At 73.4% G+C, this 15,907-nt stretch carries 18 protein-coding genes; 13 read left to right on the top strand and 5 right to left on the bottom strand.

Annotated elements, in window-relative coordinates; all coding sequences use genetic code 11:
- The 9 genes from PV342_RS31725 to PV342_RS31685 form a co-directional block, all read left to right on the top strand.
- The coding region (locus PV342_RS31725; protein ID WP_500319652.1) for a tetratricopeptide repeat protein at positions 1–1,511 on the top strand (1,511 nt) is incomplete at its 5' end.
- A gap of 250 nt (positions 1,512–1,761) precedes the next feature.
- The gene (ald, locus tag PV342_RS31720) at positions 1,762–2,877 is read left to right on the top strand and encodes an alanine dehydrogenase (RefSeq protein WP_500319656.1); all 1,116 of its coding nucleotides are present in this window, start codon (positions 1,762–1,764) and stop codon (positions 2,875–2,877) included.
- A gap of 363 nt (positions 2,878–3,240) precedes the next feature.
- Complete coding sequence (locus PV342_RS31715) at positions 3,241–4,314, top strand: ParA family protein (RefSeq protein ID WP_018558909.1); 1,074 nt, start codon at positions 3,241–3,243, stop codon at positions 4,312–4,314.
- Positions 4,299–4,970 carry a hypothetical protein gene (locus PV342_RS31710; protein ID WP_500319650.1) on the top strand — a complete coding sequence of 224 codons (672 nt, stop codon included), beginning with the start codon at positions 4,299–4,301 and terminating at the stop codon, positions 4,968–4,970. Before PV342_RS31715 ends, PV342_RS31710 begins: the two co-directional genes overlap by 16 nt.
- Positions 4,971–5,031: 61 nt before the next feature.
- Entirely contained in the window at positions 5,032–6,189 is a 1,158-nt protein-coding gene (locus PV342_RS31705) for a segregation and condensation protein A (protein ID WP_500319649.1), read from the top strand.
- Positions 6,182–6,880, top strand: coding sequence for an SMC-Scp complex subunit ScpB (gene scpB, locus PV342_RS31700; RefSeq protein WP_400806637.1), 699 nt, complete (start codon positions 6,182–6,184; stop codon positions 6,878–6,880). Before PV342_RS31705 ends, scpB begins: the two co-directional genes overlap by 8 nt.
- On the top strand, positions 6,880–7,959 hold the full coding sequence (locus PV342_RS31695; RefSeq protein ID WP_018558913.1) for a pseudouridine synthase: 1,080 nt from the start codon (positions 6,880–6,882) through the stop codon (positions 7,957–7,959). The genes scpB and PV342_RS31695 overlap by 1 nt, the downstream gene beginning before the upstream one ends.
- Before the next feature lie 144 nt (positions 7,960–8,103).
- Positions 8,104–8,880: a nucleotidyltransferase domain-containing protein gene (locus tag PV342_RS31690; RefSeq protein WP_500319647.1), complete on the top strand. Its 777-nt coding sequence runs from the start codon at positions 8,104–8,106 to the stop codon at positions 8,878–8,880.
- A 38-nt stretch (positions 8,881–8,918) separates the two neighbouring features.
- The gene (locus PV342_RS31685; protein WP_500319654.1) at positions 8,919–9,908 is read left to right on the top strand and encodes an ADP-ribosylglycohydrolase family protein; all 990 of its coding nucleotides are present in this window, start codon (positions 8,919–8,921) and stop codon (positions 9,906–9,908) included.
- Here the strand turns inward: PV342_RS31685 and PV342_RS31680 are convergent.
- The 5 genes from PV342_RS31680 to PV342_RS31660 all read right to left on the bottom strand — a co-directional run bounded on the left by PV342_RS31680 (position 9,867) and on the right by PV342_RS31660 (position 12,786).
- Positions 9,867–10,577 carry a nucleotidyltransferase domain-containing protein gene (locus PV342_RS31680; protein ID WP_500319645.1) on the bottom strand — a complete coding sequence of 237 codons (711 nt, stop codon included), beginning with the start codon at positions 10,575–10,577 and terminating at the stop codon, positions 9,867–9,869. The two genes, PV342_RS31685 and PV342_RS31680, sit on opposite strands and share 42 nt — an antisense overlap.
- A gap of 18 nt (positions 10,578–10,595) precedes the next feature.
- Positions 10,596–11,051 carry a Rieske (2Fe-2S) protein gene (locus tag PV342_RS31675; protein ID WP_400806644.1) on the bottom strand — a complete coding sequence of 152 codons (456 nt, stop codon included), beginning with the start codon at positions 11,049–11,051 and terminating at the stop codon, positions 10,596–10,598.
- On the bottom strand, positions 11,048–11,638 hold the full coding sequence (locus tag PV342_RS31670) for a DUF6529 family protein (RefSeq protein WP_329188654.1): 591 nt from the start codon (positions 11,636–11,638) through the stop codon (positions 11,048–11,050). Before PV342_RS31670 ends, PV342_RS31675 begins: the two co-directional genes overlap by 4 nt.
- 32 nt (positions 11,639–11,670) lie before the next feature.
- Positions 11,671–12,333: a hypothetical protein gene (locus tag PV342_RS31665; RefSeq protein ID WP_500319643.1), complete on the bottom strand. Its 663-nt coding sequence runs from the start codon at positions 12,331–12,333 to the stop codon at positions 11,671–11,673.
- 90 nt (positions 12,334–12,423) lie between these two features.
- A complete protein-coding gene (locus PV342_RS31660) occupies positions 12,424–12,786 on the bottom strand; it encodes a DUF952 domain-containing protein (protein ID WP_400806650.1) in 363 nt (120 codons plus the stop codon).
- A 118-nt stretch (positions 12,787–12,904) separates the two neighbouring features.
- Between PV342_RS31660 and aroH the strand changes: the two genes are divergently transcribed.
- The 4 genes from aroH (at position 12,905) to PV342_RS31640 (ending at position 15,844) form a co-directional block, all read left to right on the top strand.
- A complete protein-coding gene (gene aroH / locus PV342_RS31655; RefSeq protein WP_018558921.1) occupies positions 12,905–13,267 on the top strand; it encodes a chorismate mutase in 363 nt (120 codons plus the stop codon).
- A complete protein-coding gene (locus PV342_RS31650) occupies positions 13,264–14,349 on the top strand; it encodes a prephenate dehydrogenase (protein ID WP_500319641.1) in 1,086 nt (361 codons plus the stop codon). The genes aroH and PV342_RS31650 overlap by 4 nt, the downstream gene beginning before the upstream one ends.
- A 95-nt stretch (positions 14,350–14,444) precedes the next feature.
- Positions 14,445–15,188 carry a (d)CMP kinase gene (gene cmk, locus PV342_RS31645; protein WP_400806656.1) on the top strand — a complete coding sequence of 248 codons (744 nt, stop codon included), beginning with the start codon at positions 14,445–14,447 and terminating at the stop codon, positions 15,186–15,188.
- Complete coding sequence (locus PV342_RS31640; protein WP_500319640.1) at positions 15,185–15,844, top strand: lysophospholipid acyltransferase family protein; 660 nt, start codon at positions 15,185–15,187, stop codon at positions 15,842–15,844. Before cmk ends, PV342_RS31640 begins: the two co-directional genes overlap by 4 nt.
- Positions 15,845–15,907 lie beyond the last annotated feature (63 nt).

Here is a 15,907-nt window from a genome sequence, read left to right as displayed (position 1 = left end):
CGGTGGGGCGGGTCTCCGGCGGCGGCGCGGCCACCCGGGGCAACGGCATGCTGCGCGCCGACGTCGGGCACCGCACGGGCAGCGGCCCGCTGCCGGAGGCGCTGCGCGGTCTGGCCGCCAGCGACGGGCAGGCACGGGTGCTGCGCCGGGCGGGCGCCGTCGCCGACCCGGCCGCGAAGGCGGCCGGCGGCCCGGACGCCTCCGGGGAGGCGAAGGAGAAGGGGTGCGGCACCCCACCGCCGACCCCGCGCGCCACGCCCGCCCCGGAGCTGCTGCGCGCCTTCCGCTTCGTGTACGGGGCGCTCTCGCCCGCGGTGGCCCGCATGCTGCGGCTGCTCGCGCTCGCCCCCTCCGGTCTGACCGACGCGCAGACCGCCTCCGCGCTGGGCGGCTGCTCGGTCGAGGCCGCGCAGGCGACGCTCGCGGACCTGGCCGCCTGCGGGCTGCTGCACCCCGAGCCGGCGGCCGGCGACCTGCCAGCCCAGTACCGTGTGCCGGGCTGGCTGACCCCGCCGCTGCGGGCGCTGCTGGAGAGCACGGAGAAGCCGTCCGAGGCGCAGCTCGCCCGCGCCCGGATGCTGGAGCGCACGGTACGGCTGCTGCACGCGTGCCGGATGTGCCTGGAGGGCGAGACGGAACCCGACGGGCTGCCCAAGTCGCTGCGCTTCCCCAGCCGTCCGGTCGCGGCCGGGTGGCTGCGGGTGCGACTGCCGGTCCTGCTGGCCGCCGCGCGGCTGGCGGTCGCGGACGGCGAACTGGACACCCTGGCCCGCCGCCTGATGGCCGCGCTCGTGCGGGCCCTGGCCGCGGATCCGGACGGCGGTGCGACGGCGCCCGAGCGCTACCGGCTCCACCACCTGGTGCTGGACGTCGCCGAGCGGCGCGGACTGCACCGTGAGAAGGCGGCGGCCCTGCTGAACATCGGCGACCTGGACGTCGAGGCGGCCCGGCCGCTGGACGCCCTCGACCGCTACCGGGCCGCGCTGGTCGCCTCCCGGGAGGCCTACGACGGGGACGCCGAGGGCCGCGCGCTGGAGGCCATCGCCGGGACGTACCTGGAGCTGGACGACCCGCAGCGGGCCTCCGACTGGTACGGCAGGGCGCTGGCCCTGCGGCAGGCCCGTGGCGAGCTGGTCCACCAGGCGCGGCTGCACTCCCGGCTCGGCGCCCTGTTCACCTATGCCGGACGCTACGGCCCCGCGCTGCGCGAGTGGCGTGCCGCGGCCGCCGCGCACCGCCGGCTGAAGGACCTCCCCGCGCAGGCCCGCGCGCTCAGCGAGGTCGCGCGGGTCCAGGAGTACGCGGGGCATCCGGAGGACGCCCTGCGGACCTGCCGCGACGCCCTGTACTGGGCCCGGCAGGCGAAGGAGCGGCGCCTGGAGGGCGCGGTGCTGCTGCGCATGGCCGACACCCTGGACCGACTGGGGGACCCGGCGGGAGCCCGGTTGCAGCGGGCCGCGGCACGCCGGCTGCTGCCGGCCGACGAGATTCCGCAGCCCGAGGAGGGCTGAGGGCCCCTGTTTCCGGGGCCAAGAGCCCACCGGGGGCCCTCAGATCGCGCCGTAAGCGGGCTGTACCTACGAAACTGCCAATACCTTCGCTGAAAGTAGTCACTTTGTAAGGCTGGACAGTGACTCTTCCTTCACTACACTTGGTCACACCGCAGAGCATCGCGGTCAGGTCCGACGTACCCCGTGATCGGGTGACATGTCCGGAGACCTGCCAAAACCCTCCACTCCCGTGAACAGGACCGTGATCGACGTGAAGGTCGGCATCCCCCGCGAGGTCAAGAACAACGAGTTCCGCGTGGCCATCACCCCCGCCGGCGTGCACGAGCTCGTCCGAGGCGGCCACGAGGTGTTCGTCGAGCAGGACGCCGGCCTCGGCTCGTCCATCCCGAACGACGAGTACGTCTCCGCCGGTGCGACCATCCTCCCCACCGCCGACGAGGTGTGGGGCGTCGCCGACCTGGTGCTGAAGGTCAAGGAGCCGATCGCGGAGGAGTACCACCGGCTCCGCAAGGGCCAGACCCTCTTCACCTACCTGCACCTGGCCGCGTCCCGCGAGTGCACCGACGCGCTGCTGGAGTCCGGCACCACCGCGATCGCGTACGAGACCGTCGAGCTCGCCAACCGCCAGCTGCCGCTGCTCGCCCCGATGTCCGAGGTGGCCGGCCGGCTCGCCCCGCAGGTCGGCGCGTACCACCTGATGCGCTCGGCCGGCGGTCGCGGCGTGCTCCCCGGCGGCGTGCCGGGCGTGGCCCCGGCCAAGGCCGTCGTCATCGGTGGCGGTGTCTCCGGCTGGAACGCCGCGCAGATCGCCGTCGGCATGGGCTTCCACGTCACGCTGCTCGACCGGGACATCAACAAGCTGCGCGAGGCCGACAAGATCTTCGGCACCAGGGTGCAGACCATCGTCTCCAACGCCTTCGAGCTGGAGAAGGCGGTCCTCGACGCCGACCTCGTCATCGGCGCGGTCCTGATCCCGGGTGCCAAGGCCCCCAAGCTCGTCACCAACGAGCTGGTCTCCCGGATGAAGCCGGGCTCGGTGCTCGTCGACATCGCCATCGACCAGGGCGGCTGCTTCGAGGACTCCCGTCCCACGACGCACGCCGACCCGACCTTCGCGGTGCACGACTCGGTCTTCTACTGCGTCGCCAACATGCCGGGCGCGGTGCCGAACACCTCCACCTACGCGCTGACCAACGCGACGCTGCCCTACATCGTCGAACTGGCCAACCGCGGCTGGCGCGAGGCGCTGCGCCGTGACGCCGCGCTCGCCAAGGGCCTCAACACCCACGAGGGCCAGGTCGTCTACGGCCCGGTCGCCGAGGCGCACGGCCTGGACACGGTGGACCTCGCCACCGTTCTGGGCTGACGGCCGCCTCATCGATTGATCGATTTTCCGCGTCGGCGTCAACTTGTCGCCAATCCGGTACGCACGGCCGGGTCTTGAGTCCCAAGACCCGGCCGTTCGCGTGGAACCATACTGTTTTGCCGATTCGTCCCCCCGCGAAACATCCCCGGCGCCGTCGTTACACCCTTGACAGCGAGACGTTCGGTTGCCGACACATCGTGCCGTGTCCGGTGGATTGTGTTGCTGTGAACCACCGACACGCCATAGAGTCGCCAACCGTCGGCATGCTGCAACGCTGACCTATTGAGAAGTTTCCTGGTCACCAAGGAGGTAAGACGACTTGTGAATGAGTCGACATTTGCTCCCGGGGGTGGTCAGCCAGGAATGACCGTGCAGACCGACGGTTCCGCACGACTCGGACCGGTGGCCTCCGTGGCCGTCCGGACCTTCGAGGCACGCAGGGCCGGCACAGACAACGAGACGCGTTACGCGAACCCCATGGCGCAATACGAAGAAGAGCTGCAGGACGGTCAGTTCTACGACCCCGACGCGGAGTACGAACCCGACCCCGAGTACGCGGCCACCCTCGCGCCCGACGCGGCGCGCCAGCGCCGCGAGCGCGTCGGTCCCACCGGCCGCCCGTTGCCGTACTTCCCCATCCCCGGCCCGCTGACGGACCACGGCCCGGCGAAGATCATCGCGATGTGCAACCAGAAGGGCGGCGTCGGCAAGACGACGTCCACCATCAACCTGGGTGCCGCGCTCGCCGAGTACGGCCGCCGCGTCCTCCTGGTCGACTTCGACCCGCAGGGCGCCCTCTCGGTCGGCCTCGGCGTCAACCCGATGGAACTGGACGTCACGGTCTACAACTTGCTGATGGAGCGCGGGCTCTCGGCCGACGAGGTGCTGCTGAAGACCGCGGTGCCCGGCATGGACCTGCTTCCCAGCAACATCGACCTGTCGGCCGCGGAAGTCCAGTTGGTCAGCGAGGTGGCCCGCGAGTCCTCGCTGCAGCGGGCGTTGAAACCGCTGCTGCCCGACTACGACTACGTCATCATCGACTGCCAGCCGTCGCTCGGCCTGCTGACCGTCAACGCCCTGACGGCCGCGCACCAGGTGATAGTGCCGCTGGAGTGCGAGTTCTTCGCGCTGCGCGGGGTCGCCCTGCTGACCGAGACCATCGAGAAGGTCAGGGAACGGCTCAACCCCGAGCTGGAGCTGGACGGCATCCTCGCCACGATGTACGACTCGCGCACCGTGCACAGCCGCGAGGTGCTGGCGCGTGTCGTCGAGGCCTTCGACGACCACGTCTTCCACACCGTCATCGGACGGACCGTCCGCTTCCCGGAGACCACGGTCGCCGGTGAGCCGATCACCACCTACGCCTCCAACTCGGTGGGTGCCGCCGCCTATCGCCAGCTCGCCAGGGAGGTGCTCGCCCGGTGTCACGCCGAGTGAGTCTCCCGGGGGCCGACGAACTGTTCCGTACGACAGGGGGGCGGGGGCTCCAGCCCTCGACGCCGCGGCAGCACGCCAACGGCGAAACTCCCGACGCAGGCCCGGGCGGCGGCCTGGGCACCGACCCCGGCGCCCCCGGCGAACGCCCGCTGCGGCCGGTGCCGGCCCCCGCCGAGGAGCCTGCGCCGGAGGAGGCGCCCGTCCGTGATTCCGCGGCGCCCTCGGAGGCGGCCGAGCACGGCGGACGGGACACCGGCGCCGACCCCGGCGCCTCGCCGTCCCCCGCGGCCCGCTCCGTCCCCGAACAGGCGGGTCCGCCCGGTCCGCCCGTGCGGCGCGGCCTGCAGGCCCCCGCAACGGGCTCCGCGGGCCCCCAGGCGGCCCCGCAGCCGCCGCAGCCCCCGCAGCCCCGGCGCAAGTCCGGACGGGCCCCCAGGCGGCCCAGCGGGCGCGAGCGCCACGACGAGAAGATCACCGTCTACGTCTCCGCCGAGGAGCTCATGGACCTCGAGCACGCCCGCCTCGTCCTGCGCGGGGAGCACGGGCTCGCCGTGGACCGCGGGCGGATCGTCCGCGAGGCGGTCGCGGTGGTCCTGGCCGACCTCGAGTCGCGCGGCGACGCGAGCATCCTCGTACGCCGCCTGCGCGGCCGCTGACGCGCTCCGCGCGATACGGTGCCGTCCTCCGTACGGCCCCGTCAGCACCATCTGGACCCCCATGCCCCCCGACGACACCGCAAGCCCGCAGCGCTCCCGCCGCCTCCTCGGCCGCGGCCCCGGCGCGAACCCCGCGCCGCCCCCGGCCGCGGCCGAGGAGGGCGCGGACGGGCCGGGTGCGAGCGACGCGGCCGGTGAGTTCGGCCACACCGCGCCGCCCGCGGTGCCGCCGCCACCTGCCGCCGTCGAAGCCGAGGCGGAGGCCGCCCCGGAGCCCGAGGGGCATCCGCTCGTCGCGGACCCGCCGCCCGCACCGCAGGCGGTGGACGACGGGCCCGCTCCCGTGCCTGAGCCGGGGCCCGCCGGTGAGCCGGGCGGCGAGGACGCCGCCGCGAACGACGGCCGGTTCACCGTCCGGCTGGCGAACTTCGAAGGCCCCTTCGACCTGCTGCTGCAGCTGATCTCCAAGCACAAGCTGGACGTCACCGAGGTCGCGCTGTCCAAGGTGACGGACGAGTTCATGGCCCACATCCGCGCCATGGGACCGGACTGGGACCTGGACCAGACCACGGAGTTCCTGGTCGTCGCGGCCACGCTGCTGGACCTGAAGGCCGCGCGCCTGCTGCCCGCCGCAGAGGTGGAGGACGAGGAGGACCTCGCCCTGCTGGAGGCCCGGGACCTGCTCTTCGCCCGCCTGCTCCAGTACCGCGCCTACAAGCAGATCGCCGCGATCTTCGCCGAGCGCCTGGAGGCCGAGGCGCTGCACCACCCCCGCACCGTGGGGCTGGAGCCGCAGCACGCGGAACTGCTGCCCGAGGTGGTGCTGAGCATCGGGCCGGAGCGCTTCGCGCAGCTCGCCGTCAAGGCGATGCAGCCGAAGCCCAAGCCCCAGGTGTACGTGGACCACATCCACGCGCCGCTGGTGAGCGTCCGCGAGCAGGCCGAGCACGTCGTCGCGATGCTGCGCGAACGCGGCGAGGCGAGCTTCCTGGAGCTCACCTTCGACGCCCCCGACACCCTGACGGTCGTGGCACGCTTCCTGGCCCTGCTGGAGCTGTACCGGGAGAAGGCGGTCGCGCTCGACCAGGAGGAGGCCCTCGGTACGCTCCAGGTCCGGTGGACGGGCGGCGACGAGGCGCCGGAGCAGCCGCTGGTCACCGACGAATTCGACCAGGTGCCCGCCGCCGGGAAGGACGGGAAGGGCAGGAAGGATGGCTGACGTGACGGAGGTGACCGGAGTGACCGAGGTGGCATCCGAGGCGTCCGAGGCGGTCGGGGGGACCTCGCCGGCGGCGGAGGGCGCGCCCGCGGGGCTGCTCTCCGTGGCGGAGCTGGAGCTGCGCCCCGCCCTGGAGGCCGTCCTGATGGTCGTGGACGAGCCCGTCACCGAGGAGACCCTGTCGAAGGTGCTGGAGCGCCCGCGCCGGGAGATCGCCACCGCCCTCCACGACCTGGCGCAGGAGTACGCCGCCCAGGGCCGCGGCTTCGACCTGCGCCTGATCGCGGGCGGCTGGCGTTTCTACACCCGGCCCGCCTACGCCCCGGCCGTCGAGAAGTTCGTCCTGGACGGCCAGCAGGCCCGGCTCACGCAGGCCGCACTGGAGACCCTGGCGGTCGTCGCGTACCGGCAGCCGGTCAGCCGGTCCCGGGTCTCCGCGGTCCGCGGAGTCAACTGCGACGGCGTGATGCGCACCCTTCTCCAGCGGGGTCTGGTGGAAGAGTGTGGGACGGAAGCCGAGACAGGTGCGATCCTGTACAGGACGACGAACTACTTCCTGGAGCGGATGGGCCTGCGCGGCCTGGACGAGCTGCCCGAGCTCGCCCCGTTCCTCCCGGAGGCGGACGCCGTCGAGGCGGACTCCCTGGAGGGCGTCCCCTCATTCGACCCGGACTCGACGACGGATAGTTGATGCGAAGCAGTAGCGGCAGCGGCAGGAACAGTGGCGGCAACCGGAATTCCCGGGGTGCCGATGGGGGCGGCTCCCGGTCGAGGACCGGGGGACAGCGCGACGACCAGCAGAAGCGCGCGGGCCGGCCCCGTCCGGAGGAGCGCCGCTACGACGTCGGCGGCGGCTCCGGCGGAGCGGGCGGAGCGGGCGGAGGCGCCAGGCGCGGCACCGGCGGCAAGCCGGGCGGCGCGTCCGGCAAGCCCCGCAAGTCCGCCCCGGCGCGCCCCCGCGAGCTGGACGCCCAGATCGAGGAGCGCAACCGGGAGCGGCACAGCAAGCCCAAGCTGAACCTGCCCAAGACCTTCCCCGGGGCCGAGCAGGAGGGCGAGCGCCTGCAGAAGGTACTGGCCCGGGCGGGCATGGGCTCGCGCCGCGCCTGCGAGGAGCTGATCGAGCAGCGCCGTGTCGAGGTGAACGGCAAGATCGTCACCGAGCAGGGCCTGCGTGTGGACCCCGACAAGGACGAGGTGCGCGTCGACGGCCTGACCGTCGCCACGCAGTCGTACCTGTTCTTCGCCCTGAACAAGCCCGCCGGCGTCGTCTCCACGATGGAGGACCCCGAGGGCCGCCAGTGCCTCGGCGACTACGTCACCAACCGCGAGACCCGGCTCTTCCACGTGGGGCGGCTGGACACCGAGACCGAGGGCATCATCCTGCTCACCAACCACGGCGAGCTGGCCCACCGTCTCACGCACCCCCGCTACGGCGTGCAGAAGACCTACCTCGCCGCGATCAACGGTGTGCTGCCGCGCGACATCGGCAAGCAGCTGAAGAACGGCATCCAGCTCGAGGACGGCTACGCCCGCGCCGACAGCTTCCGCGTCGTGCAGCAGACGGGCAAGAACTACCTGGTCGAGGTCACCCTGCACGAGGGCCGCAAGCACATCGTGCGGCGCATGCTGGCCGAGGCGGGCTTCCCGGTCGACAAGCTGGTCCGCACCAGCTTCGGCCCGATCGCGCTCGGCGACCAGAAGTCGGGCTGGCTGCGGCGGCTCACCAACACCGAGGTGGGCATGCTCATGCGCGAGGTCGACCTCTGAGCCGTCCGGTCCCCGCCGGTACGGTCCGGTACGCGTCGCGCGTACCGGACCGGCTTCCCGGCCGGCTCCGCGAAGGGCGTCCCGAGCGGCCTGCCGACGGATAAGGACTTTCCCGGAGGGCGCCGTTCCGGGAAGGATGGCGCAATGACCATCCACGCCGAACATCTGCGCGGAGCCGGGCTGCCCGAACTCACCCCGGCCCTCGCCCAGCAGGGACAGCCGTTGCTGTTCGCCACCGTCTCCGGTGCGCACCTGTACGGCTTCCCGTCCCGTGACTCGGACGTGGACCTGCGCGGCGTCCACCTCCTCCCGCTGGGCGACCTGATCGGGCTGCGGGAGGGCGAGGAGACCCAGACCCGCATGTGGGAGCAGGACGGCCTCGAGCTCGACCTGGTCACCCACGACCTGCTGAAGTTCGCCCGGCTCATGCTGCGGCGCAACGGCTACGTCCTGGAGCAGCTGCTGTCCCCGCTCGTGGTGCACACCAGTGGCGTCCACGCCCAACTCGTCGACCTGGCGCCCGGCGTCATCACCGGCCACCACGCCCACCACTACCGGGGCTTCGCCCGGACGCAGTGGGAGCTGTACGAGAAGACCGGCGAACTCAAGCCGCTGCTCTACACCTTCAGGGTGCTGCTGACCGGCATCCACCTGATGCGCGCCGGCACCGTCGAGGCGCACCTGCCGACTCTGCTGGAGCACGTCACCGCCCCTGGGTACGTCCGCGAACTCATCCACGAGAAGGCGGTCGCCGAGCACGGCCTCGCCATGGACCTCGACCCGCGCCGCGTCCGCGCCGACGTCGAGGCCCTCCACGAGATCCTGGACGACGCGCAGCGGGACACCCGGCTGCCCGGCGAGCCGACGGCCTACGACGCCCTCCACGACCTGGTCGTCCGCACCCGGGTGGCCGCCGCGTGAGCCCCGCCGTGACCGGGCGCCGCGCGGCCTCGGGGGCGATGGCGGGCCTGGCGATCGGTGACGCGCTCGGTTTCCCCACGGAGTTCAACGACATCCCGTCGATCCTCGCCAAGTGCGGCCCGTGGCGCGAGATGGAACTGCCCCGCCCGGCCTTCGTCACCGACGACACGCAGATGACCCTCGCCCTCGCGCGCGGGCTGCTCACCGCGATGGAGCGCGGCCCCCTCACGCCGTCCCGGCTCGCCCGCCCGGTGCGCGAGGAGTACGTCGCCTGGTACCACTCGCCCGACAACAACCGCGCCCCCGGCCGCACCTGCCTGGTCGCCTGCGAGAAGCTGGACCACCCGGACCGGCCCTGGCAGGAGGCCAGCCAGACCGGCTCCAAGGGCTGCGGCGCGAACATGCGGGTCGCTCCGGTCGGCCTCGTCCCCGGGCTGCGCCCCGACGAGCGGGCGGGGGCGGCGCAGCTGCAGTCGGCGCTCACCCACGGCCACCCCACGGCGCTCGCGGCCTCCGACCTCACCGCGCACGCCGTCCACCTGCTCGCCCAGGGCGCGGCCCCGGGGGAACTGACCGGCCTGCTGCGCGGCTACGCGGCGGAGCAGCGCGACACGTACCACGAGTGGTGGCTCGGGGACCTGTGGCTGCGTGCCCACGACCACGGCCCGGTGTCCTTCGTCCGCCGTGGCTGGGACGAGTGCCTCGGGGTGCTCGACCGCCTCGACGCGGCGCTCGCGGCCCCCGACCGGGACGCCGACCCGTGCCTGGCCACCGGAGCCGGATGGATCGCCGAGGAGGCGCTGGCGACCGGCCTGCTGTGCTTCCTGCTCTTCCCGGACGAGCCCGTCACCGCGGTCCGCCGGGCGGCGTGCTCCTCCGGGGACTCCGACTCCATCGCCTGCCTCGCGGGTGCCTTCGCCGGCGCGCACCACGGCCTGGCCGCCTGGCCGGACGCCTGGGTGGAGCGGCTCGAACACCGCGACGAACTACTCGCCCTCGGTGCCCTCTGGGACGGCGACGGCGGCTGACGCCCGCCGGACCCGGAACAGGAAGTCCTCGACGCGGGCCCGGTCCGGCTCGTCCGGGAGGGGGCTGCGCGGGGCGGCGGCGTCGGCCTCCTCACGCAGCCGGTTCATCCAGGACTCCGTCTCCGCCCAGCCGGCCTCGCCCCGCTTCACCGCCAGCAGCCGCTCGCGGTGGTCGCCGACCTCGATGCGCAGTTCGCCGGTGCGGAGCAGGTCGCGGGAGCTGATCAGCAGGCGCAGCAGGTGCATGGCGTGCTTCCAGCGCGGCGCGCCGTGCGTGCGGACGTCGGCCTCCAGCTTCCGCAGCTGGCCGGTGGCGTAGCGCGCGAAGCTCTCGTGGACGTGCCGGGACAGGAAGGCGCCGCGCAGGGCGAGGAGTTCCTTCCCGGTGTCGTCCACGTGCTCGACGAGCGGGGAGTGGAGGCACTCCAGGATGTTGGGGTTGGCGCGCAGGGCGAGCTCGCAGAACCGCTCCAGTTCCCAGGAGAACTGCTCGTGCCCCGGGCCGTCCACGTGCCGGGGCGGCTTGACGAAGCGCCAGAAGAGCGGGGTGGGCGCGACGTACACCCCGCGGCGGTCGGTGTCGCTGCCGTCCGTGGCCAGCCCGAAGGCGCGCGAGCCCATCACACAGGCGTAGACGGTGTGACGGCGTACGAGGTCGTGGTCGCGCATGGACCGGGATCGTACGGGCTAGGTGAGGAGGATCTCGCCGTCTTTTTCGGTGATCGCCTCGGCGGGGAGCGGCCTCGGGGCCGGTCCGGCGACCACCGAGGCGTCGGTGATGCGGAACTTGCTGCCGTGGCAGGGGCAGTTGATGGTGCCGTCGGAGACGGTGTTCACGAGGCAGCCCTCGTGGGTGCAGACGGCGGAGAAGGCCTTGAACTCGCCCGCCTTGGGCTGGGTCACCACGACCTTCTTGTCCGTGATCACCGTGCCGCCGCCCACCGGCACGTCGGCGGCCTTCACCAGCACCTCGCCCTGCGAGGGCGGCGACGTCGTAGCCGACGCCGCGGCCGGCGCGGAGGCGGGCTCCGAGGCCGGTGGCGCCGAGGTCGCCGCTGCCTGCGGCGCGCCCTCGTCGCCGTACTTGCTGCATCCCGCTCCCGCGAGCGCCGCCGTGGACAGCAGCACCATGCGTCGCTTCATGTCGTCACCCCGACCGTTCGGAAGAACCACAACGCTGACGTGAGCCACAGCACCGTCAACGCCGTGAAGACCAGCCCGCCGACGAGCGGCAGCAGCCGGTCCGGCAGTCGCTCGGCCCGCAGCAGCAGCATCTTTGCCGTGAATGTCCCGAAAAAGAAGCACCCGAGCAGCGAGTGCCACAAGACGCGACTGCTGTACGTCTGATAGCCCAACGCATACAGGCAGTGCACGGCGACCGGCACGCTCAGCAGGAAGGCGAGGCGGCCCGACCAGCGGTGCAGCCCGCCGGTCCAGGAGGGGGCGCGGACGCCCGGCACCCTGCCGTACATCACCAGCGCCGAGGCGATCTGCACCAGGGCGAAGGCGAAGGCGGCCGTGGCGAGCCAGGACTTGACCGCGCCGGTGCTGGAGAAGCCGGCGAGGTTGAAGGCGGTGCCGGCCGGGTCGTGCACCCTGCCGTACGCGCCGAGGGCGACGGCGACCGCTGCGGCGGCCAGCGCGGGGACGAGGAACACGGCCGCCCGCGGCCCGGGGCGGGGCGGCGGTGCCGGGAAGGAGGTGGTGGCGGCGTTCGGGTCCACGTTCATGGGGCGCTCCTGCTCCTGCCTGCGGCGGACGGTCAGGGGATCGGCCGTGCGGTGAGCTGCGCGCCGTCGACGGTCACGGCACCGGTGGCGGGGTCGATGGCGGGGGCGGCCGACGGTTCGCCGTCGCGCGAGACGATCCCCACCTGCTTGCCGTTCGGCAGCACGATCCAGCCGCCGACGACCCGCGCGCCGCGTACCGCGGCGGCCGCCCGGTACAGACCCGACGGCTTGACCGCGTGCCGCGCCGTGAAGGGCTGCTCCAGCCCCGTCAGCCGCACCTCGCCGGTGACGCGCCCGCCCTCCAGGGTGCCCTCCAGCAGGGCGCCGCGGTCGCCTGTCAGGCGCATGCCGCCGTCGTCCCCGACGTCGCCGCGCAGCCAGGCCTCCTTGGCGCGCCCGTCGCAGACGTACGCGACGGCCTTGCCGTCCTCGCGCAGCGCGATCGCGACGCCGGCCGCGCCGTCGCCCGTGCGGCCCGCGTAGTCCGCGTCGGGGCGAGGGGCGGTGGTCGTCGCCGTGCGGGAGGGGGCGGGCGACGCGGGCGCCGGGGGAGCCGAGGTGGGGGCCGCCGGGGACGGCGGGGCGCCCCCCTTCGCGTCCGCCGCCGGCGGTTCCGTCGTCGCGTTGAGCGAGAGCATGATCAGGGCGAGTGCCAGCCCCGCGAGGAGCGTGTGGAGCGGTCCGGAACGCTGCATTGTCCGTCTCCCCCGAGGCCGCACGGTCAGGTCACCATCGAACCGGACGGCCGCCCCGGCGTCCAGGGGCGTGTCGGGACAAAGCGGCGCTTACGACCACACCGCCAGCGCCACCGCGCGACCCTCCGGGTCCCGCTGCACCTCCAGCATCCCGACCACCGCGCTGCGGTTGACGCGCCCGTACACGTGCGGGAAGCGCGTCTCCTGCGGTACCCCCGGCGGCGGCACCGGATCGGCGTCCTCCCACAGCACACGGGCCTCCAGGGCCTCCTCGTCGATCAGCAGCACCATCAGCGGGCCCGGGGTGCTCCGGTAGAAGGCGTCGGCGACGGCGAGTGCCACCGCCTCGTCGGGCGCGCAGTGCACGAACCCGTCCTCGGCGAGCGACGAGGGCGCGTACGGACGATCCGGGTCGCGCAGCCAGTCGTCCAGCGGAACCAGGTGGAAGATCATGCTTCATGGTGTACCGCAGCACCTCCCGCGTCTCGCAGGGCGGGCGTGTCCGCCGCTCCCCGTCCACCGCGACTACGCTGACCAGGTACGTGCGCGCAGCAACACAGGGAGCGATGACGTGGCGGTACGAGCGGTCCGCGGAGCCGTCCAGCTGGAGCGGGACGAGGCGGAGCACATGCACGGGCAGGTCGCCGAGCTGCTCACCGCCATCCTGGAACGCAACGGCATCGCGGTGGACGACCTGATCAGCGTCTGGTTCACCGCCACCCCGGACCTCCACAGCGACTTCCCGGCGGTCGCCGCGCGCAAGCTCGGCATCACCGACGTGCCGCTGATCTGCGCGCAGGAACTCGACATCGCCGGCGCCATGCCCCGGGTCGTGCGGATCCTCGCCCACGTGGAGTCGGACCTGTCCAAGGGCGAGATCTCCCACGTCTACCTCGGCGCAGCGGCCGCCCTCCGCAAGGACATCGCCCAGTGAGGACCGCCCTGGTCATCGGCACCGGCCTGATCGGCACCTCCGCCGCCCTCGCGCTCGCCTCGCGCGGCGTCGAGGTCCATCTGGAGGACCACGACCCCTCCATGGTGCGCACGGCCGCCGCGCTGGGCGCGGGCACCGACGAGCCCCCGTCCGGCACGGTCGACCTCGCGATCGTCGCCGTTCCGCCGGCCCACGTCGCCGCCACCGTCGCCGACGCCCAGCGGCGCGGGCTCGCCCGCGGCTATCTGGACGTCGCCAGTGTGAAGTCCGGGCCGCGCCGCGACCTGGAGGCGCTCGGCTGCGACCTGACCTCGTACGTCGGCACCCACCCCATGTCCGGCCGCGAGCGCTCGGGCCCGCTGGCCGCGACCGCCGACCTCTTCGAGGGCCGCCCCTGGGTGCTCACCCCGACCCCGGTCACCGAGACCGAGGTGCTCAACCTCGCCCTGGAACTGGTCGCGCTCTGCCGCGCCGTCCCGGTCGTCATGGACGCCGAGGCGCACGACCGTGCCGTCGCCCTCGTCTCGCACACCCCGCAGCTCGTCTCCAGCATGGTCGCGGCGCGCCTGCAGCACGCCGAGGACAGCGCGGTGCGCCTGTGCGGCCAGGGCATCCGCGACGTCACCCGGGTCGCCGGCTCCCAGCCCGGCATGTGGATCGACATCCTCTCCGCCAACCCCGGTCCGGTCGCCGACGTCCTGGCCGACCTCGCCGCCGAGCTGACGGAGACCGTCGAGTCCCTGCGGGCCCTGCAGTCCGCGGACGACGCCAAGCGCCGGGACGGCGCCGCCGGCATCGAGGACCTGCTGCGCCGGGGCAACGCCGGCCGGGCCAAGGTCCCCGGCAAGCACGGCTCCGCCCCCAAGGCGTACGACGTCGTCGCCGTCCTCATCGGCGACCAGCCCGGGGAGCTCGCGAGGCTGTTCGCGGAGGCGGGTATGGCGGGGGTCAACATCGAGGACGTGCGGATCGAGCATTCGACGGGGCAGCAGGCGGGCCTGGTCCAGTTGATGGTGGAGCCGGCCGCGGCGGCGCGGTTGTCGGCGGCGCTGCGGGAGCGCGGCTGGTCGCTGCGCGCCTGAGCGGGCCGGCGGGCGGAGTCCGGCGCGGTGGGTGCGGCGGGGGCCGGGGAATCTGCGGTACGGAGCCGAATGGGTGGGCCGGTAACCTTGTGGGGATGGCATTGCGCCAGCCGTGTACCTGCTCCACGCACAAGGAAGGTCCCCCGACTGTGTCGAATCCGGTGATCGTCGCGATCGACGGCCCCTCGGGCACTGGCAAGTCCAGCACTTCGAAGGCGGTCGCGGCCAAGCTCGGCCTGAGCTACCTGGACACCGGAGCGCAGTACCGGGCGATGACCTGGTGGATGCTGAGCAACGGCGTCGACGTGCATGACGCGGCCGCCGTGGCGACCGCCGCCGAGAAGCCGGTGATCGTCTCCGGGGCCGACCCGGCGGCGCCCACGATCACGGTGGACGGCGTGGACGCCTCCGGCCCGATCCGTACGCAGGAGGTCACCGCTGCCGTCAGCGCCGTCAGCGCGGTGCCGGAGGTGCGCACCCGTCTGGTCGGGCTGCAGCGCGACGCGGCCGCCGGCGCGCCGGGCGGCATCGTCGTCGAAGGCCGGGACATCGGCACCACCGTGCTGCCCGACGCCACCGTCAAGATCTTCCTCACCGCCTCCGCGGAGGCCCGCGCCGCCCGCCGCGGCGGCGAGCTGAAGGCCGCCGGCAGTGCCCAGGTCGACCTCGCGGCGACCCGCGAGGCCCTGGTGCGGCGTGACGCGGCCGACTCCGGCCGCAAGACCTCCCCGCTGGCGAAGGCGGACGACGCCATAGAGGTCGACACCAGCGAGCTCACCCTCGACCAGGTCATCGAGTGCGTCGTCACCCTGATCGAGGAGAAGCGGGTCGCTTCGTGAGGGACGCATCCGCGGTTCCGGGCCCGAGGGGGGTGGCGGTCGGCCGCCGCCTCGGCATCGGGATCATCAACAGCCTCTGGCGCCCCCGGGTGCTCGGCGGCTGGCGCCTGCCCGCCACGGGGCCGGTGATCCTGGCCGTGAACCACTCGCACTACGTGGACGGGCCGGTGCTCATGGGCACCTGCCCGCGCCCGGTGCACTTCCTGATCAAGAAGGAGGCCTTCATCGGGCCGCTGGACCCGTTCCTGCGCGGGATCGGCCAGCTCCCGGTGGACCGCCACAGCACCGACCGCACCGCGGTGACCAGCGCGCTCGGCGTGCTGGAGCGGGGCGGGGTCCTCGGGATCTTCCCCGAGGGCACCCGGGGCGAGGGCGACTTCGCCGACCTGCGGGCGGGCCTGGCCTACTTCGCGGTGCGTTCCGGCGCGCCGATAGTGCCGGTCGCGGTCCTCGGCACGTCCCGGCCGGGGCGGCTGATCCGCGGCCTGCCGCCGGTGCGCAGCCGGGTCGACGTCGTCTTCGGCGACCCCTTCGACGCCGGCGACGGGTCCGGGCGCCGTACCCGTACGGCACTGGACGCCGCCACCGTGCGCATCCAGAAGCACCTGACCGGCCACCTCGAGTACGCCCGGCGTACCACGGGCCGCGCCTCCTAGCGCCGGCCTGACCCACACTGGGGCGTGCAAGCCCCCGCACCTTTGACGATCGACGGAGAAGCT

The sequence above is a fragment of the Streptomyces sp. PA03-3a genome (assembly GCF_033792735.1).
In the GTDB taxonomy this organism is placed as follows: domain Bacteria; phylum Actinomycetota; class Actinomycetes; order Streptomycetales; family Streptomycetaceae; genus Actinacidiphila.
The sequence above is the reverse complement of the archived record's forward strand: the minus strand, read 5'-3'. Positions and strand labels throughout refer to the sequence as shown.